Below are 19,269 nucleotides of genomic sequence, written 5' to 3'. Positions count from 1 at the left end.
GCAGCGGTTCATCGGCTGGCGCCCTCCAGCCCCAGGCCATGGCGAACGGCGTCGCGGATCGCCTGAGGTCCGAAGCGGGACCATGCGGTGCCATGGGCGCGGACGCGCAGCCTGGCCATGCGAGCGGGGTCGGAACAGAGTGYGACCGCCAGGTCGGCAAGTCCTTCGTCGGTGTCGGACAGGAGCAAGTCCGCGCCGCTGGTGAGGTCGAGCCCTTCCGCCGCGAGCGGCGTCGCGATCACCGGAACACCCGCGGCCATCGCTTCTAGGATCTTGATGYGCGTGCCTCCCCCGGTCCTGAGCGGAACGATGCAGAGATGCGCTGCCGACAGCAGGGGTCCGATATCATCGGGGTTTTCGATCAGGACGACGCCGTCGAGTTCCGACAGGGCCTGGACGGCTGGATCGGGCGRACGGCCGGCAAGGACGAGCCGCGCGTCTGGCAACGCCTCCCGGACCCGCGGCAGGATGATGCGCGCCAGGCGTTCRGCGGCATCGACGTTGGGATGATAGCCGAGATGGCCGACAAAGAGGATCACCGGAAATCCATCGGCTGTGYCGGGTGGTGGCGGTAGCGTCTCAGACATCTCTTTGGCGCGGGGRATGCCATTCGGCACGATATCGACCGGCGTTTCATGCGTGGTTATCGCCTTGAGCCGCTCGCGGTCCAGCTTCGAACAGACCCAGATGCGATCGACGATCGCCGCCGCCCTCCGCTCCAACTGCCTTATCTCGGGCGACACGGCCGACGCGGCATCGCCGGGCGTCTGGGTGGCGAGATCGGATTCGACATTGTGCATGTCGAGAATGAGCTGACCGGTCAACGGCCGCAGAGGCTGCAGCAGCTTGAACAGCGGAATGCTCTCGACGACGATCGTGTCCGGGCGGAACGCGCGCACCAGGGCTCTGAGACGGGCGAGCGCCGGCCGCGGAATCCTGTTCTCGCCCTTGATGCGTCGCCAGCCGAGCGAATGCGACAGCCTTTCGGCTTCCGTGGTCAGTGAGACCGTGCGGATGTCGCGGCCTGGTGGCTGCGTCGAGCCGGCAGGTCTGACCGAGGCAAGACGGACGGGACCGATTTCGGCGGCCGCGACGGCATTGCCGAAAGTCCTGAGGTCGGCGCCGGAGGCGGGCGGGTAGGCCGGATCGAAGCTGACGATCAGCGTGCGCCGTGGCGCCGCCAAGCCGGTGGATGTATCCGGCCTGATCCCGGCCAGCCGCCCGAACCGGATCCTGGCCAGGTATTGGGCCGCTTTCCAGCTCCGGCCAAGTTCTCGATGGCCCTTGACCGCGCGCATCATGCYGGCGGCGTCCGCCAACATCCCGTGCTTGATAAGCTGGCGGGCGATGCGCTGCGCTATCCAGGCCTTTCGCCATTGCAACGCGTCCCGCTCGACGCCGGCGGCCGCGAGGCCGTTGAGTTCGCGCGCTATGGTGAGGAACGTCTTGCGCGGCGCGGTGATGAAACGGCGCGCCATACGTTCCTCGTCATGGTGATAGAGAAGCACCGGCGTGTCGATGGCAACGATTTCGGCGCGCGCCAGCAGCGCCGCCCAGTAGCAGGTGTCCTCGTCGAGCCCGATCGTTTCCGGAAAGCGGATGCCGGCTGTCGCCCAACCGGCAACCAGCGCGCTTCCCATGGCGATCGGCCACAGCTCGTTGCGCAGGTATCGGCGCGTGTTCTGCCGTTTGTCAGGGCCATAGCCATGCGGGGTCTTGAGCTTGTCCGGCCGGCCTTTCGCGCGCCGTATGCTGGCCCCGACGGCGAGGCCGGCGCCAGGCCGGCTTGCGAGCGCCGATCCCAGCAGCGACAGGCTGCCGGGCATCACCTCGTCATCGGCATCGAGAAAGAAGATGGATGTGCCGCTCGTCCGCTCGATTCCGACATTGCGCGCGGCGCCCGCGCTGCCCAGGCGAACGCTCACCACATCCAGCGGCAAGCCATGGCGGCGAGCACTCTCCGTCGCCGCCTTGGCCGTGCAGTCATCCGAGCTGTCGTCTATCAGCAGGATCTCGCGGATGACCGCCCTGTCGGCGGTCAGGCTGCCGAGCGCCGCGTCCAGCGTCGCGGCCGCATTCCTTGCCGGGATGACGACGGTTATGTCGGCCGCCATGCGCTCAACCGCTCATTGCCGTTCGAAGAAGCCGCGCTTGAGCAGGCGGTCGTAGTGGTGCTTGAGCAGTGACACCGGCCGCAGCGAAAGACTGCCAAGGCCATCGACGAGCTGCGGCTCGATGTCGAATGGCGATTGGTTTTCGAGCCAGCGGTAGGAAGAACCGTCCCTGAGCACCGAAGGAGAGCCCACCACATAACCRCCGAGCGCCTTGACGTGGCCGACCCGTCGCAGGCCGAAATGCAAGCTGGAGGAGACCATCGGTTCCCGCGTTCTCAGATAGACGTGAAATCCGCTCGGCGACTTTGCTATCGGCGTGCCGTTCRCAATTGCCATGTGATCGGCGCGCCAGGCACGGTAGCCGGCATCGCTGTCGAAATCGAGGATCATCAGGTTGGAGAATCCCCCCAATATGCCGACATTGCCGGCAAAGCCGCGAAACCAGCTTGCAATGTCGCTACCGTCCGGCGGCTTCTGCGCCAGCTGGAAGGTGATGGAATTGAAAGCCAGTTCCTTCAGGTCCTTGCGCAGCGTCTGCAGATGCAGCGGATCATACTCCATCGCCGCAAGGTCGAGATGCTTGCCGCCGRCGCGAAGCGGAAGGCATATGTAGYCGCGCTCCCGCAGCCTCAAAGCATAATCGGTCAGCACCTCAGGCTGCATGCGCCAGCTTGCCCGTATCGAACCCACGGCCGATCTTCGTTAGCCAACAGCGCCGTCGTCAAGCAATTCATCCCGGCCCGACGCGTTATTTTGCGGGCTAGCCGTCCATTCGGTGCTGGAAGAATTGCAGGAACAGTTCCCGCTCGGTGGTGATGTCGAGCTTTTCATAGATTCGCCGGCGGTGGTTCTTCACCGTGCCGACGGTGATGCCGAGCCGCTCGGCGATGTTGGCGGTTGGATGGCCGGCGAGGATGAGTTCCACCAGCTCGCGCTCGCGCAATGAGAGTTCCGGMCACAGGCTTTCCGGAATTCTGGGCTTCTGCTGCGGCGAAGCGCCTGGACCGCTCGGCGCCGAGGTGCGTGAAAAGTCTGAGCCGCGCGCTTTGATGTCCAGCGCATGCAGCGCTTCGAACACCGGCAGCCGCTCGGTCAGCAGCGCGATCTCGCCGTCCTTGAACGACACGGTCGAGCGGTCGAGGAAGATGCCGAGGCACCAGTCGCCGCCGTCGGCGAGCAGGATGCCGACCTCGTCGCAGATTTCGGACTGCGCCAGGAAGCCGGCTATGTACTGGCCGCGCTTGGCCTCCTCGTCGGCCAGGYCCTTCAGCGGCATGATGCCCAGCCGGCGCTCGCTGCGCCACGACGCATAGAACGGGTCGAAGACGTAGTAATTGTCGAGATAGCGCCGCACCATCTCGTCGGAGAAGCGCCGGTGCTTGACGAATTCCGGCGTCTTGGTCGCCGAATAGCGCGTCACCGTCACCAGGTCATGCGCGATGTCGGCGCCGATCAGGTCGATCAGGCAGTCGACATGCCGGTCGGTGCCGGTGGYGGCGATCGCTTTTGCCAGCGGCGCCCAGATATTGCCCATGCGCATGCCCTTTTCTCGGCGAACCCGGCCCAAGCGTCATTGTGTCTTTAGGCATATGGCGCGATCCGGCTTCGGGAATCTAGCCTGCGGTCACTCTCGGCAAGGGAAAGCGACCCGTGGACCAGATCACCACCAACCCAATCGTCATCGGCATCGACGCCGGCGGCACCATGACCGACACGATCCTTGTCGATCAGGACGGTCACTTCAAGATCGGCAAGTCGGCGACCACGCCGAAGAACGAGGCCGAGGGCTTCCTCGCTTCGGCCGAGGACGCGGCGGATGCCTGGGGCATCTCGCTTCAGGATCTGTTTTCGGGCGTCAACGTGGTGCTCTATTCCGGCACCGGCATGCTCAACACGCTTCTGTCGCGCACCGGCCGCAAGCTCGGGCTGATCACCACCAAGGGCCTCGAGGACATGATCCTGATGGGCCGCGGCCTGCAGGCCTGGGCCGACTATTCCTATGCCGACCGCCTGCACGCGGTGACCCACCATCATCCCGATCCGCTGGTGCCGCGCCGCCGCACCCATGGCGTCACCGAGCGCATCGACCAGTTCGGCGACGTCATCCTGCCGCTCTACGAGCACGAGGTGCACGCTGCCGCAAAGAAGCTGATCGCCGACAAGGTCGAGGCGATCTGCATCATGACCATCTTCTCCCATGTCAATCCGGCGCATGAGAAACGCATCGCCGAGATCTGCCGCGAGGAGATCGCCGCCGCCGGCGCCGACATCCTGGTCTACACCAGCCACGAAGTGCGCCCGGTCATCCGCGAGCAGTCGCGGCTGAACTCGGTGCTGATCGAAGCCTATGCCACCTCACGCGGCCGCAGGCAGCTCAAGGGCATCGAGGACGTCTCGAAGAAATATGGCTTCAGATATGGCGTGCAGACGCTGCTTTCCTTCGGCGGCCTGACGTCCATCGACCATCCGCGCCTGCACGAGACGATGATCTCCGGTCCGATCGGCGGCATCCTGGGCGCGGCCTATGTCGGCAAGCTGATCGGCAACGACTCGCTGATCTGCTCGGATATGGGCGGCACCTCGTTCGACATGGGCGTCATCACGCGCGGCCAGACGCGGATCGAGAACGAGCCGCTGATGGACCGCTTCAAGCTCAACGTCCCGACGCTGCATCTCGACACCATCGGCGCCGGCGCCGGCATGATCCTCAAGGTCGATCCGCTGACCAAAAAGGTATCGCTMGGGCCGGAAAGCGCCGGCTCCGATCCCGGCCCGATCTGCTTCGCCAAKGGCGGCGCCGAGCCGACGATCGCCGACTGCGACGCCATCCTCGGCCGCTTGAACCCGCATTACTTCCTTGGCGGCAAGGTCGTGCTGCAGGTCGAAAAAGCAAGGAAAGCCTTCGAGGAGAAATGCGCCCGCGTGCTCGGCGTCGGTGTCGAAGAAGCTGCCGAAGGCATGATCGACATGCTGGAGGCCGACGCCAACAATGCGCTGCGCCGCGTCATCTCCGGCCAGGGCATCCATCCATCGGAGTTCACGCTGCTCTCCTATGGCGGCTCCGGCCCGCTGCACCTCGCCGGCTGCTCCAAAGGCATCGGCTTCAAGGACATCATCACCTTCCAGTTCGCCGCCGCCTTCTCGGCCTTCGGCTGCACCACTGCCGATTTCATGCGCCGGCATTCGGTGTCGACACAGATCGACATCGGCGCGCGCGCCAGCGATGACGAATTGCAGGCTTTCGGGGCGAAGGTTACCGGCGTGTGGAACGACCTGACGAAGGCCGCGGTCGAAGAAATGGTCGCCGACGGCCATGCGCTCTCAAAGATCAAGACCGTGCCGTTCCTGATGATGCGCTACACCGGCCAGCTCGAGGACGTCGAGGTGATGGCGCCGCTGTCGGCGGTTCGTTCGGCCGACGACATGCGCAAGGTCATCGCCGAGTTCGAGGCGGTCTAYGCCAAGGTCAATCACCGTGTGTCGCGCTATGGCGAGGCCGGCTTCTCGATCAMCGAGCTGGGCTTGATCGCGACCGCCGACAAGGTCAAGCCGATGCTGGTCAAGYGGCCGCTGGGCAAATCCGACCCCGCGTCGGCCCATAAGGGGGTGCGCGAGGCCTATATCGGCGGCCGCTGGCACAAGGCCAATCTCTACGAGATGGATCTGCTCCAGCCCGGCCACGAGGTTATCGGCCCGGCCATCATCGAACATCCGGCGACCACTCTCGTCGTCCACCCGCAGGACCGCGTCCATGTCGATGAATGGACGCTGCTGYACTACACCCACGCTTGAGAAGGGCGAACGCCATGCTGGACAAACCCGCCTCTGCGCTGCGCATCCGCGAAAGGCTGATCGAATCCGAACGGCTGATGGACGAGACCGGTTGCTATGACGGCATCACCGAGCTCGAGCTGYGCAACCAGGATCCGCTGAAGTTCGAGACGCTGCACACCAAATTGCGTGCCTATTGCGTGTCGGCCCGCGAAATGGCGCGGCGTATCTCCGCCTCGCCCGGCGTGCGCGAGGTCGGCGAGATGGTCGTCGCCATCTACACGCCGGAGGGCGACGCGATTGCGCTCTCCAATGGCATCATGGTGCATGTCCACACGATGAGCCGCTTCATCAAATGGATGATCCGCAACGGCTACGAGGAAAACCCGCAGATCCGCGACGGCGATATCTTCGCCAACAATGACGCCTTCATCGGCACCGTGCAGGTGCCGGACGTGATGGACGTGGTGCCGATCTTCCATTCGGGCAAGCTCGTCGGCTGGGCCGGCGCCGTCTGTCACGAGCTGGAGGCCGGCGRCATCACGCCGGGCGGCGACGTGGCGCTGGCGCAGGAGCGCTTCACCGAAGGCCTGTTCGTTTGTGCCGAGAAGGTCGGTGAGAACGACGAGCTCAGGCGCGACTACGTCATCCGTTGCGAGCGCAATCTCCGCATGCCGATCTACTGGGTGCTGGACGAGAAGGCCRAGGTCGCCTCCTGCATCGACATGCGCGAAAGCGTCAAGGCGCTGATCGACGAGATCGGCCTCGATTACTGGATGCAGGTGTCGAAGGAGTTCATCGAGGAAGGTCGCCGCGCCCAGCTCGCCCGCACCCGCCAGCTCACCGTGCCCGGCATCTATCGCGGCCACACCTTCTACGGCCACRTCACCGCCGGCAAGCCGGGCTACCAGCCGCTCGGCGACCCCAACTGGCTCTACAACATTCCGATCGAGATGGAGATCACGTCCGACGGCAAGATCGTCATGGACTTCGAGGGCACGCAGCCTTGGGGGTACCATTCGATGAACTGCACGCCGGCCGGCATGGACGGCGGCATGTTCGTGACGCTGACCCAGCACATGAATTTCGAGGGCCTGGTCAATGACGGCGCCTGGATGGCGACCGAATTGAAGCTGCCGCATGGCACCTGGACCAACCCCGACAACGAGATGGTGGCGACGGCCACATCCTGGGCGCTGCTGCTGCCCGCCTACGGCGTCTTCCAGCGGCTCTTGTCGCGCTCCTTCATCGCGCGCGGCTTCGTCGAGGAGGCCTTTGTCGGCCAGGTCAACAGCCCGATGATCGAGATGGGCGGCGAGAGCCAGTACGGCACGCCTTTCGGCATGGCGCATTTCGAATGYGCCGCCGCCGGCTCCGGTGCGCTGGCGATCAAGGACGGGCTCGACACCGCCTATGTCGGCTGGAACCCGGAATCCGACATGGGCAATATCGAGATCTGGGAACAGAACATGCCGATGCTCTATATCGGCAGGTCGATCGTTCCCAATTCCGGCGGCGCCGGCAAATATCGCGGCGGCTGTTCCTTCCTGTCGACGTGGCTGGTCTCGAAGACCGATCATTTGCGGCTGGTGACGTCCGAGCACTCCTCGCGGGTCTTCGACAATGGCGGCCTGTGCGGCGGCTATCCRGCGCCGACCTGCCAGAAGCACCGCGCCGTGCGCGATTCGAACATCTTCGAGCTGGCCGAAAACGGCGCGCCGCTCGCCCATCACACCGGCACCAATCCGTACCGCTCGGAGCTGGAAGTGCGGCTCGAAGGCGATCATGTGACGCTGGAAGGCCCTTACATCACCGCGCCGCATAAGACCGGCGATGTCTTCACCCATTCCTACAATGGCGGCGGCGGTTACGGTGACGTGCTGGAGCGCGATCCGATCAAGACCGCCTGGGACGTCGAGAACGGTTTTCTGACCAAGGAAGCAGCCGAGGGCATCTTCGGCATCGTGCTCGACGAGGACGAGGAAGGTTTTCCGGTCGCCAATCTCGAAGCCACCAAGCGCCACCGCGCCGAGATGCGGGCCAAGCGCCTGGCGCGTGCAAAACCGGTCTCGGAATGGATCGCCAAGGAGCGCGAACGCGTGAAAGCCGCCGATTTCGCGCCCGAGGTGAAGAAGATGTACGCCAGCGCCATCAAGCTGTCGCCGCGCTTCACCAGGGACTTTTCGACCTTCTGGGATGTCGATGCCAAATCGACCTTCGGCGTGGAGTAAGGACCATGACCTCATACAGCAAGGAAGTCATCGCCGATCTGGTTGCCGGCACGCTGCCCTGRCCGCAGACGCGGTGCATCATGAGCGCCTACAAGGACGACGACCGTTTCTTCAAATATGTCGCGGTGCTGCAGGATCGCGTCGGCTGGAAGGACCCGATCCTGCTCCCGGTCGGAGACCATCTCTTCATCTGCCAGAGCGGCGACGAGCGGGTGACGAAATGCGAATGCGGCCACTCCTTCGGCGACTACCGCAAGAACTGGAAGCTGAAGGCCGCGATCATCGTGCGCGACACCGAGGAGACGCTGCGCGAGATCTACCCCAACAGCGACTTGCCGGATCCGGAGTGGATGGAAATCCGCGAATTCATCTGCCCGCAATGCGGCACGCTGCATGAGGTCGAAGCGGCCGCCCCCGGCTATCCGATCGTGCATGATTTCGAGCCCGATCTCGAAGGTCTCTATCGTGACTGGCTGGGCAAGCCGCTGGAGCCGTTGAACAAGGGAGGCTGATGCCGCAATGGGCCGCGTCGCAGGCAAGGTGGCGCTCGTTACCGGGGCCGGGCTCGGCCTCGKCCGTGCGTCGTCGCTTCTGCTGGCGTCGGAAGGCGCCAGGCTCGTCGTCAGCGACATCGATGAAGGCCTCGCGGCCAACACGGCGGCGGAGATCGTCAAGGCCGGTGGCGAGGCATTGGCACTGCGCCATGATGTGTCGAAACCCGAGGACTGGCCGGCCGTCATGGCGGCGATCGAGCGGCGCTTCGGGCGGCTCGACGTGCTGGTCAACAATGCTGGCATCGCGATCGCCAAAAACGTCGAGGACACGACTTTAGCCGAATGGCGGCGCACCATGGCTGTCAATCTCGACGGCGTCTTCCTGGGCTGCCAGGAAGGCGTCAAGCTGATGAAGAAATCCGGCGGCGGATCGATCATCAATCTCTCCTCCATCGACGGCATCATCGGCGAGGCGGACTTGGCCGCCTACTGCGCCTCCAAGGGCGGCGTGCRCACCTTGACCAAGGCGGTTGCGGTGCATTGCGCCGAGCAGCGCTACGGCATCCGCTGCAATTCCATCCATCCGGGCTACATCTGGACGCCGCAGACCGAGACCTATTTGCGCGACCTCGGCACGCTCGAGCAGGAGAAGGCCAAGGCGCTGTCGCGGCACCCGATCGGCTTTCTCGGCGAGCCGAACGACATCGCCTACATGGTCCTCTACCTCGCCTCGGACGAATCGAAATTCGTCACCGGCTCCGAAATGGTGGTCGACGGTGGCTATCTTGCAGTGTGAACCCGGAGACCGCTTGCGATGACCAACCTCACCGGCCGCAGCGCCATCGTCACCGGCGGCTTTTCCGGCATGGGCTTTGCCATCGCCACGGCGCTCGCCAAGGCCGGCGCCAACGTCGCCGTCGGCTCCTATGTGGCGCCGCCGCAGGCGGGCAGGGCAGACGCCGCCTACTATCCCGGCGCCGACGAGATCGAGCGCGTGAAGTCGGCGCTGGCTGCCCACGGCACCAAGGTGCATGCCACCCATCTCGACGTGCGCGACAGCGCGCTCACCAACCTCTTCTTTGCGGAAGCCCAGGCGGCGGTCGGCCCGGCCGACATCCTCGTCAACGCCGCGGGTACCACGGCCGAGCAGCCGGTCTGCGGCCATTCCGACGAGCTCTGGGACAAGATCGTCGACACCAATCTCACCGGGGCGTTCCGTACGACCCGCGCGGTCCTGCCCGGCATGATCGAGCGCGGCTGGGGCCGCATCGTCAACATCGGCTCGACCGCCGCTTCCGTCGGCTGGAAGGACAATCCAGCTTATTGCGCCTCCAAGGCCGGCCTGCTCGGCCTGACCCGGTGCGTCGCGCTCGAAGGCGCGGCACACGGCGTCACCTGCGTCATGATCAGCCCGACCTGGGTCGAAACCGAGCTGATGCGCCGCAACGTGGCGCAGGTCGTAGAGCGCGAAGGCAAGGGCCGCAGCGCCGAGGACCTGATGGACGAATTCAGGAAGGGCAACCCGCAGGGGCGTATGATGCAGCCGGAAGAAATCGCGGCGCTCGCGGTCTTCCTCTGCTCGGACCTGGCCAAGGGGATCACCATGGAAAACATCCAGATCACCGGCGGAGCCTTATGGTAGCATCGGCAGGGGTGATGGATACCGGTCTCGTGGGAGGAGGCCGGCATGACGGAAGGACCATCAACCAACAGGGGAACTGACATGATGATAAGAAATGTCTTGCAAACAGCCGGAATTGGCCTCGCGCTGATGCTTGCCGGAGGGAGCGCGGCGTACAGCGCCGATCTCGGCGCCAAGGACGAGCCGATCAAGCTCGCCATGCTGGAATGGACCGGCGCACATGTCTCCACGCACATCGCCGGGCAGCTCCTGGAGAAGCTCGGCTATAAGGTCGAATACGTCACCGCCGGCAATTTCCYGCAATTTTCGGGCCTGGCCGATGGCTCGCTCAGCGCCTCGGTCGAGATCTGGTTGAACAATGTCGGCGACATCTATCCGAAGGTGCTGGYCGCCAAGCAGATCGAGGACATCGGCAAGCTCGACCTGAAGACCCAGGAAGGCTGGATCTATCCGAAATTCATGGAGAAGGTCTGCCCCGGCCTGCCGGACTGGAATGCGCTGAACAAGCCCGAATGCGTGCAGGCATTGGCGACGCCCGAGACGGCACCCAACGGCCGCTTTCTCGATTATCCAGCCGATTGGGGTTCGCGCGCGGCGACCATCCTCGCCGACAACAATATGCCTTACACCGCCGTTCCGTCGGGCTCCGAAGGCGCGCTGGTCGCCGAATTGGAAGCAGCAGAAGCCGCCAAGACGCCGCTGATCATGATGTTCTGGGGCCCGCATTACGCGCTGGCCGAGAACGATGTCGGTTGGGTGACGATGCCGCCCTGCAAGGAGCAGACCAACGAGCACTGCATCACCCCTCCCGATGTCGACAAGATCGTCTGGTCGGGTTTCGGCGCCAAATGGCCGGCGGCTTACGCCTTCCTCAAGGCCTTCAAGATGGATGCGACCGAGCAGCAGAAGATGATGCTGGCCGTCGACAAGCAGGGCAAGGATCTCGACGCCGTCGTCAAGGAATGGATCGACAAGAACGAGACGGTGTGGAAACCTTGGCTCGACGCCGCCAAGGGATAATTCGCCGATGTGCTTGGCAAGGGCTGAGGGCACCATAGGCCGGCTTCCGCGCTGCGCGGAGCCGGGCGGGCGATCGGCACGGGTGGTTAAGGATGAACACGGCCGCGCGTCCGATAAAGCTTGCCTGCCGAAATGTCTGGAAGGTCTACGGCCGGCGCCCGGCCTATTACTTCGACTCGCGCGGCTATATCATCGATCCCGACGCGCTGGCCGAACGCCTGCGCGCCGAGGCGCATCTGCCGGCCGTCGTCGATGCCAGCTTCGAGGTGGCGACCGGCGAGATCTTCGTCATTATGGGCCTGTCCGGCTCCGGCAAGTCGACCCTGGTGCGCTGCCTGTCGCGCCTGGTCGAGCCCAGCGCCGGCGAGGTCCTGCTCGACGGCAGGAATCTGCTCGCCGCCAGCGGCAAGGAGCTCATCGAGCTGCGCCGCCACGCCATGGGCATGGTGTTCCAGAATTTCGGCCTGCTGCCGCATCTGAACGTGTTGGGAAACGTCGCCTTCCCGCTGAAGATCCAGGGCAAGYCGGCGAAGGAGCGCGAGGCCCGTGCCCGCGAGATGATCGCCCTGGTCGGGCTTGAAGGGCGCGAGGCGTCCTTCCCGCATCAGCTCTCCGGCGGCCAGCAGCAGCGCGTCGGCATCGCCCGTTCGCTCGCGGTGGGGCCGGAGCTCTGGTTTCTCGACGAGCCGTTCTCGRCGCTCGACCCGCTGATCCGCAAGCAGATGCAGGACGAGTTCCTGCGCCTGCAGCGCATGCTGAAGAAGACCATCATCTTCATCACCCACGATATCGCCGAGGCCTTCCGCCTCGCCGACCGGCTGGCGATCATGCGGGCCGGCAAGATCGTGCAGATCGGCCGCCCGGCCGATATCGTGCTCAACCCGGCCGACGACTATGTCGCGCAGTTCACTGAGGACATGCCGCTGTTGCGCGTCATCACGGCTGGCGACATCGCCGCGCCCGCCAATGGCGCGGTGCTGCCTGAGCGCAGCGTCGCCGCCGACACCAGCCTCGAAGCGCTGATCCCGCAGCTCGCCTCCGGCGTGGCGGCGTTCACAGTGCCGGGCGCCGGCGACAGCCCGCCGGCGGTGCTCAGCGCCGGCGCCGTGCTCGCCGTGATGGAGCGCGAGCAGGCGAGGCGCAAAAGTTCATGACGGCGCCGGCCGCGATCGCACCATCCCCGCAAAGGTTCGCCATCGCGCCGGCCCTTCTTCCCTGGTGCGCGCTGGCCGTRCTGACGGTGCTTTGCCTGCTGCTCAAAACCGAACTTCCCTGGCTGGTCAATTTCCCAAAGGAATGGACGCTGCCGCTGGCTACATACATCAATGCCGTGACCGACGTGGTGGTCGCCGTCATCCAGCCGGGTTTCCGCGCGCTCTCCGCTCTGCTCGATGCGCCGATGCGCGGCGCGCGGCTGGCGCTCGCCTGGCTGCCCTGGCCGGCGGTGATGCTGGCTGTCGCCGCCCTTGCGCTGAAGTCGAGCGGCGAACGGCTGGCCATCTTCGCGCTCGCCACGCTCGCCTATATCCTGCTCGCCGGCTACTGGCCGCAGAGCATGAACACGCTGGCGCTGGTGCTGCTGGCGGTGCCGATCTCGATCGTGCTCGGCTTCCTGCTTGGCGTTCTCGGCCATGCCCGCCCGCGTTGGCGTCCGGTGCTCAACGGCGCGCTCGATCTCATGCAGACGGTGCCGGCCTTCGCCTATCTCATCCCGCTCCTGCTTCTGTTTGGCTTCGGCCCGGTGGTCGGGCTGATCGCCTCGGCGATCTACGCGACGCCGCCGATGGTGCGCAACACCATGCTCGGATTGGATCGCGTGCCGGCGGCGATCAGCGAGGCCGGCCTGATGAGCGGCTGCACGCGCCGCCAGCAATTCTGGCAGGTCGAGGTGCCGACGGCGCTGYCGCAGCTTCTCGTCGGCTTCAACCAGACGACGATGGCGGCGCTGTCGATGGTCATCGTCGCCGCCATCATCGGCGGCTTCGAGGACATCGGCTGGGAGGTCCTTTCGTCGATGCGCAAGGCCGAGTTCGGCCAGAGCATCCTCTCAGGCCTGGTGATCGCGTTGCTCGCCATCCTCATCGACCGTCTCACCATCGGCTTCGCCAGGGCGCCGGAGACCGGCCCAACGCGCGCCATGCGCTGGATGACGCCGCGCCGGCTGGTGCTGTCGCTGGCGGTCGCGCTGGCTCTTGCAGTGGTCATCCGGTTGGCCGTGCCTGATGCGACGCTTCTGCCGCAAACCGGGCTGCGCATGCAGATGGGCACCGTCAACGAGTGGCTGCTGGGACTGGTGCGTGACTATGCCTGGTTCTTCAACGGCGCGCGCAATGCGGTGCTCTATTGCCTGTTGCTGCCGATGCGCGTCGGCATTTCCGGCTCGGCGACGCCGGTCATGTGGGGCTTCTCGCTGCCGCCATCGGCGCTGGCCGCCTATGCCGTCCTGGTGCTGGCCATGGCCGTGCTGGCTGCGCGCCGTCTCGGCYGGCAGGCGGCGGCCGCGGTGCTGGCCGCCGGCCTCGTCCTCTACACCGGCTTTCTCGATCTGCCTTGGCCGGTCTTCATCCTTGCCGTCGCCTTGCTTGCCGGTCAGGTGGGCGGGCCGCGGCTCGGCCTCTTCGCGGTGGCGGGCTTCGGGCTGATCCTGGTCAACGGTCTGTGGCCGCAGCTGGTGCAGTCGCTCTATCTCTGCACGCTGGCGGTCCTGCTTTGCCTTCTGGTCGGCGGCGCGCTCGGCACATGGGCGGCGCATAGCGACCGCGTCTCGCAGGTCCTGAAGCCGATCTGCGATGCATTGCAGACCATGCCGCAATTCGTCTTCCTCATCCCGGCGCTGATGTTCTTCAAGGTCGGCGAGTTCACCGCGCTGATCGCCATCATGCTCTACGCCATCGTGCCGCCGATCCGCTATGTCGAGCACGGACTGCGGCATGTGCGCGCCGATGTGGTCGAGGCGGTCGAGCAGATGGGCGCGACGCCGCTGCAGACGCTGCTGCAGGCCAAGCTGCCGCTCGCCTTGCCGGTCGTCATGCTCGGCCTCAACCAGACCATCATGGCGGCGCTGTCGATGCTGGCCATCGCCGCCCTTGTCGGCACGCGCGATCTTGGCCAGGCGGTCTATGTCGCGCTTGGCAAGGCCGATGCCGGCATGGGCCTGATCGCCGGCCTGTCGATTGCCTTCCTGGCGATCCTGGCCGACCGGTTGATCCAGGCCGCCGTCGCACGCTCGGCGGCTTCGTCGCTCTGATCAGACCGGCGCCGGCACACGGCCATTGGCAGGTCTCTCGTCCTCGGTTGGGACGACCGCCCTGCGGCGCCGGAAAGCCGGCAACGGGGTCAGCGTGAACAGGCCATAATAGACGATAAACGACGCCATGAAGTAGGGGCCSAGCATTTCGACCTCGAAGAAGGAGCGGATCAGCATCAGCCCGATCGCGCCGGCAAGCACCACCGAATCGGCGTTCCAGTCGCCGAACACAACCTTCGACACATGGCCGTAGAAAGAGCGCAGGATGACCAGCGCCAGCAAGGTGACGCCGATGAAGCCAATCTCGACCAGTGTCTCGACATAGGTGTTGTGGAAGTGGAAGCCGGAGCGGGTCGAGATGTAGAATTCCGCCCACAGCCGTTCCGGATCGRCAAAGCCCTGCACCCAATAGGCGGCATAGCCATAGCCGAGCAGCGGATGCTGCTGYGCCGCTTCCCAGCCCTGTTCCCAGAGATAGGTGCGGCCGGTGAGCGTCGAATCCTTGCCGAAGAGGCCGAGCACGAAATCCAGCAGGCCGAGGTTGAGCGCCGCCACCACGCCCRTCACCAGCGCGCCGGCGCCGACGATGAACAGCACGCGGCGATAACGCAGCGACAAAACCTTGGTCATGGTGAGCAGCATCACGATGCCGATCACCGYCGGCAGCGAGGCAACCGACGTCGCCGAATGGGCGATGGCAAGCATATAGACCGACAGAAGCATGATCGGCGCGGTCCAGACGAAGCCCAGCCAGTTGCGCCGGTAGAAGACCAGGAAGGCAAGGCAGAAGAAGATGCCGAGCGAGGAGAAGAAGCCGATCTGGTTCTTGGAGCCGAAGGCGCCGACGAAATTGACCGTGCCGTCGATCGTGTCGAGCGCGTAGGCGCCGACCTTCAGGGAATAGAGCAGGACAATGAAGATGCCGATCAGCGAGCCGACCACCAGCGTGCGCACGCTGATGGTGCGCGCCGCGACATAGGCGCAGACGATATGCGAGGAATATTGCACTGCCGCGCGCGCGCTGATGCCCGCCGCCTGGGACCAGAACACCGAGAAGCAGACATAGGCCGCAAGCAGTATCGGCAGCCAGGCGCTGGAAAGCCTCCAGGTAAAGCGCCGGTAATCGACGAAGAGCAGCGGCAGCCAGACGGCGTAATAGGCGAGGATCAGGATCTGACCGAAATTGGGCGAGTAGGCGAAAGCGACCATGGAAACCGCGACGGCGAAGGCGCCGTAGGTCTCGTTGCGGTCGGGATCGATCAGAATGGATTTCGGAATCTTCATGCCGGATCTGTCCGTTGAGCCCTTCTTCAGTGAGCCGGTCTAAGCCACGGCTCGCGCGCGCTGCATCTGCCGCTGCAGGAAGCGCCGCACCGGCTCRTCATAGATGCGCGTGGCGATGTCGGCGATGACGATGACCGAGGCCGCCATCACGATGCCGAACCAGGGATGATGCGCGAAAGGATCGATCGAGAAGGCCTTGCCGGCTCCGGCGATGATCATCAGCATCGGCGTGTGGATGATGTAGATCGGATAGGAAATCCGCCCGAGCCAGCCATAGAAGCCGGACAGAAGCGGCGCGGTCGGCGCCACCGCGCCGGTCATCACCATGATCGGGAAGACGATGACGATCGCCGCGAGGTCGTAGGCAACGCGCGCGCCGCCGCCAGGTGCGATGGCGAAGACGGCGAGCGTGAGCAGGATCGCGCCCTCGACCCACAAGCCGTGCCGCAGGAAGCCGAGACTGCCTTGCCAGCGCGCCATCGAGCGGCAGAGCAGCACGCCGAGGAAGAACGAGAAGGTGACGCGTGGCAGTCCGCTGAGGATGGTATTGCCGGTCATGCCGAAATCCAGCGTGCCGGCGAAGATCGAGGCGACGACGAGCAGCACGAGGCTGAYGGCGACGATGCCCGTCAGCACGCGCCGCGACAGGAGCACGAAGACCGCGACATAGGCGATGTTGACGATGAGCTCGAAAAACAGCGACCACGAAGCCGGATTGAGCGGGAAGATCGTGTGATAGGCATCGCTGACCAGCGGGATGAAGAACATGCCGGTCGTCAGCCGCATGCCGATCTCGGACAGCGGCATGTATTCGACCGGCATCAGCCTGTTCTTGACCAGCAGGTAGAAGAAGCCGAGCAGCGTGCCGGCGAGATAGAGCGGATAGAGCCGGATCAGGCGGATGGCCACGAACGTGCCGAAGCCCATGCCGTTCTCGATCTTGCGGTCATAGGCATGCGCGATGACGAAGCCGCTCAGCAGGAAGAACAGATCGACGGCGAGATAGCTCGACGGCAGYACCCTACCGTCGGCCAGGAACGGCGAGAAGTGGTAGAGCATGACGCTGATCGCCGCCACTCCGCGGATGGCGTCGAGATTGAGATACACATGACGCGGAGCTGCGGGCTGCATGTTATGCCTTCAAGCGGTCCAAAACAGATCGCCCGCCCGCGTTGCGCGCGAACGAGCCTGACTTGTTCCTCCCGCCTCCGTTGCTCGGTTCGCCGCGTGCAAGCCGTGGCCGGCGGCGCTACTGGCTGGCCGTCGGCGCCAGCTTCACCTTGATCACGTCGCCCGGCAGCACAGGCGTGTCTTCCTTGGCTTCGATCTCGCTCGTCTTGCCGTCGGCAACGCGCACCAGCGAATAGAGCAGGGGCGGTTCTTGACTGCCGGTGAGGGCCGCAGTCGTTGCCGGATCCGACGCCTGGGCGATCAGGCCCTTCTGCATGCCGACCCTCAAGGCTGCCTCGTTCAGGTTCGCCTCCGTTTGCTGCCGGTCGGCAGTGAGGCTCGAACTCAGTGTGTTACKGGCATCGATGGCGTCCTGCTCCGCCTTGCTGATCGACTGCTTGGCGGTGAGGATAGCCGTCTCATAATCGRGGATCTTGCCCTGCAGGTCGGTGACCGTCTGCTGCGAGGAAAGCAATCGCGCATTGGCAATCAGGCCCTTTTGCGCCAGCGGACCGATGCTGTTTGCCTGCTGCTCCGCCAGGTCGACCTGCTTCTGCTGGTTGGCGATCTTCTTTTGCAGCGATTCGATTTCCGACTGCAGAACACCCTTCAACTGGTCGAGCGCATCAAGCTTCAGCTTCAGCGACTTCTGGTCGGAAACCAGGATGGCCGTTTCGTCGGCGACGATGGTCGRCAATCTCGAATCACCCTGGATTTCCTGAGGCACCTCGAAGGTCGTTTTCCCGGCCAGGTCGGCGTCGATGCGGGCTCGCTTGACCATCAGCCGCAAGCGCTGGTCGTCATAGATGTCATAGCTGCCCTTGGCGGTGATCAGATCCTTTTCGATCTGCGGACCATAGTCGGCATTGCGCCTTATGCCGCCGGCAATGCTGACTGCCTTGAGCACGGTCAGATCGGGCACGAAGGGAAACTGGCCGGGATTTTGGACTTCGCCCGAAATGTAGAACGGCCGGAACTGCGCCATCTGGACTGAAGCTTCCGGCTTGTCGGGTAGCGCCAGCTTACGCTGCAGCGCGAGTCCGATCGCCGAAGCGATCTCCGCCGTCGTCTTGCCGGYGGCCTCCATGTCGCCGACGAACGGCACCGAGAGYGTTCCGCCCGGGCCGATCGAATACTCGCCGTTGATGGCCGACCAGTCGCGGAACGTGCCGTCGACCGTCTGCCATTCGGCGACGCGGATGTTGAGCTTGTCCAGAGGGCCAAGCTGATAATCGCCGGCGGCAGCCAATTGCGGCATGGCCAGCGACGCCGCAAGCAAGAAGCCCGCGACGCGGGCCGGTGTCCGGGATATGAGACTGYAGGCGAAAGACAGTCCGAAGAGGTCTTTTGTCAAATGAACGTTTCCGATCCGCTTTGGCCCCATCCGCCCGATGAGATCACTGCCGGATGCCTGCCCCTAATCTGGCGGGGCAGCCCCGTCGGTCAATAGCTGCCGCGCGACATCCACACGGCAGGAACCGTCTTGAAGATGATGCGAATGTCCTGGAACATCGACCAGTTCTCGACATAGTGGCGGTCGAAGGCGACGCGTGTGTCGTAGGATACGTCGTTGCGGCCGCTCACCTGCCACAGGCCGGTGAGACCCGGGCGCGACTTCAGGTAATAGACCGCGGCRCTGCCATAGATCTCCAGTTCGTCGCGTACGACCGGGCGCGGGCCGACAAGGCTCATGTCGCCCTGCAGGATGTTGAGGATCTGCGGCAGCTCGTCGAGGCTGAGCTTGCGAAGCACCTGGCCGACGCGGGTGACGCGCGGATCGTTCTTCAGCTTGCGCGTCGCGATCCATTCGGCGTTGGCTTCCGGATTGGCGGCCAGATAGGCGGCGAGCACGCGCTCGCCGTCCGTCACCATGGTGCGGAATTTGAGGCAGGAGAAAATCCTGCCGCCACGACCGATCCGCTTGTGGCCATAGAAGATCGGACCGTTGTCCGAAAGCTTGACCAGCAGGGCGACCATCAGGAAAAGCGGGCTGAGCAGAACCAGCCCGGACAGGGAACCGACGATATCGAAACTGCGTTTGAGCAGACCGCCGATGGGGGGTGGAAAATCAACGCCGACCTGCGCAAAACCCGCATTAGCCGACTTGGCGACGTCCCTCATGCAGAAGCTCCATACGTTGAACGGATGGTTTACGGCAAGATATCAAAAAAATGCTGCAGCGCAACACACAATTTCCCATCGCGCTGAAATGTTCACGTCATGAATTGACTAAATAATAAACCTGCCCTGCCCAAATTTTCACCTTTGTGGCATGTTTATGACAAGGTGAGAGCAA

15 protein-coding genes are annotated in these 19,269 nt (G+C 64.4%); 8 read left to right on the top strand and 7 right to left on the bottom strand.

What is annotated here, in order from left to right:
* Positions 1-8: 8 nt before the first annotated feature.
* From LCM4576_RS35505 to LCM4576_RS32900, 3 genes are all read right to left on the bottom strand, one after another.
* On the bottom strand, positions 9-2,114 hold the full coding sequence (locus LCM4576_RS35505) for a glycosyltransferase (protein WP_083361606.1): 2,106 nt from the start codon (positions 2,112-2,114) through the stop codon (positions 9-11).
* Positions 2,115-2,126: 12 nt separating this feature from the next.
* On the bottom strand, positions 2,127-2,804 hold the full coding sequence (locus tag LCM4576_RS32905) for a bifunctional DNA primase/polymerase (protein WP_244510980.1): 678 nt from the start codon (positions 2,802-2,804) through the stop codon (positions 2,127-2,129).
* A gap of 70 nt (positions 2,805-2,874) precedes the next feature.
* Positions 2,875-3,654: a helix-turn-helix transcriptional regulator gene (locus tag LCM4576_RS32900; protein WP_071036448.1), complete on the bottom strand. Its 780-nt coding sequence runs from the start codon at positions 3,652-3,654 to the stop codon at positions 2,875-2,877.
* A gap of 110 nt (positions 3,655-3,764) precedes the next feature.
* Here LCM4576_RS32900 and LCM4576_RS32895 point away from each other — a divergent pair, with 110 nt between their 5' ends.
* From LCM4576_RS32895 to LCM4576_RS32860, 8 genes are all read left to right on the top strand, one after another.
* Complete coding sequence (locus LCM4576_RS32895) at positions 3,765-5,906, top strand: hydantoinase/oxoprolinase family protein (protein WP_071036447.1); 2,142 nt, start codon at positions 3,765-3,767, stop codon at positions 5,904-5,906.
* Between the two features lie 14 nt (positions 5,907-5,920).
* Complete coding sequence (locus LCM4576_RS32890) at positions 5,921-8,116, top strand: hydantoinase B/oxoprolinase family protein (RefSeq protein WP_071036446.1); 2,196 nt, start codon at positions 5,921-5,923, stop codon at positions 8,114-8,116.
* Positions 8,117-8,121: 5 nt separating this feature from the next.
* On the top strand, positions 8,122-8,628 hold the full coding sequence (locus LCM4576_RS32885) for an acetone carboxylase subunit gamma (protein WP_071036445.1): 507 nt from the start codon (positions 8,122-8,124) through the stop codon (positions 8,626-8,628).
* A gap of 7 nt (positions 8,629-8,635) precedes the next feature.
* Positions 8,636-9,406: a glucose 1-dehydrogenase gene (locus tag LCM4576_RS32880; protein ID WP_071036444.1), complete on the top strand. Its 771-nt coding sequence runs from the start codon at positions 8,636-8,638 to the stop codon at positions 9,404-9,406.
* Between the two features lie 18 nt (positions 9,407-9,424).
* Entirely contained in the window at positions 9,425-10,252 is an 828-nt protein-coding gene (locus LCM4576_RS32875) for an SDR family NAD(P)-dependent oxidoreductase (protein WP_071036443.1), read from the top strand.
* A gap of 81 nt (positions 10,253-10,333) precedes the next feature.
* Positions 10,334-11,272 carry an ABC transporter substrate-binding protein gene (locus tag LCM4576_RS32870; RefSeq protein WP_083361605.1) on the top strand — a complete coding sequence of 313 codons (939 nt, stop codon included), beginning with the start codon at positions 10,334-10,336 and terminating at the stop codon, positions 11,270-11,272.
* A 92-nt stretch (positions 11,273-11,364) separates the two neighbouring features.
* Positions 11,365-12,426 (top strand): glycine betaine/L-proline ABC transporter ATP-binding protein, encoded by a 1,062-nt coding sequence (locus LCM4576_RS32865; protein ID WP_071036442.1) that lies wholly within the window; start codon positions 11,365-11,367, stop codon positions 12,424-12,426.
* Positions 12,423-14,519 (top strand): proline/glycine betaine ABC transporter permease, encoded by a 2,097-nt coding sequence (locus LCM4576_RS32860; protein ID WP_083361604.1) that lies wholly within the window; start codon positions 12,423-12,425, stop codon positions 14,517-14,519. The genes LCM4576_RS32865 and LCM4576_RS32860 overlap by 4 nt, the downstream gene beginning before the upstream one ends.
* Here LCM4576_RS32860 and LCM4576_RS32855 read toward each other — a convergent pair whose 3' ends face one another.
* The 4 genes from LCM4576_RS32855 to LCM4576_RS32840 all read right to left on the bottom strand — a co-directional run bounded on the left by LCM4576_RS32855 (position 14,520) and on the right by LCM4576_RS32840 (position 19,094).
* Positions 14,520-15,803, bottom strand: a complete 1,284-nt coding sequence (locus tag LCM4576_RS32855) for an O-antigen ligase (RefSeq protein ID WP_071036441.1) — start codon at positions 15,801-15,803, stop codon at positions 14,520-14,522. It lies immediately after the preceding gene.
* 39 nt (positions 15,804-15,842) lie between these two features.
* A complete protein-coding gene (locus tag LCM4576_RS32850; protein WP_083361603.1) occupies positions 15,843-16,934 on the bottom strand; it encodes an acyltransferase in 1,092 nt (363 codons plus the stop codon).
* A 118-nt stretch (positions 16,935-17,052) separates the two neighbouring features.
* The gene (locus LCM4576_RS32845; protein ID WP_244510979.1) at positions 17,053-18,231 is read right to left on the bottom strand and encodes a polysaccharide biosynthesis/export family protein; all 1,179 of its coding nucleotides are present in this window, start codon (positions 18,229-18,231) and stop codon (positions 17,053-17,055) included.
* Between the two features lie 185 nt (positions 18,232-18,416).
* Entirely contained in the window at positions 18,417-19,094 is a 678-nt protein-coding gene (locus tag LCM4576_RS32840; protein ID WP_041001197.1) for a sugar transferase, read from the bottom strand.
* Positions 19,095-19,269 lie beyond the last annotated feature (175 nt).

Origin of the sequence: Mesorhizobium sp. LCM 4576 (genome assembly GCF_001854815.1) — a bacterium.
Taxonomy (GTDB): domain Bacteria; phylum Pseudomonadota; class Alphaproteobacteria; order Rhizobiales; family Rhizobiaceae; genus Mesorhizobium; species Mesorhizobium plurifarium.
The sequence above is the reverse complement of the archived record's forward strand: the minus strand, read 5'-3'. Positions and strand labels throughout refer to the sequence as shown.

What these genes read in the sequence shown, in the direction of transcription:
- LCM4576_RS32875 (WP_071036443.1), top strand. Translation starts at nt 9,425, where the DNA reads ATGACCAACCTCACCGGCCGCAGCGCCATCGTCACCGGCGGCTTTTCC.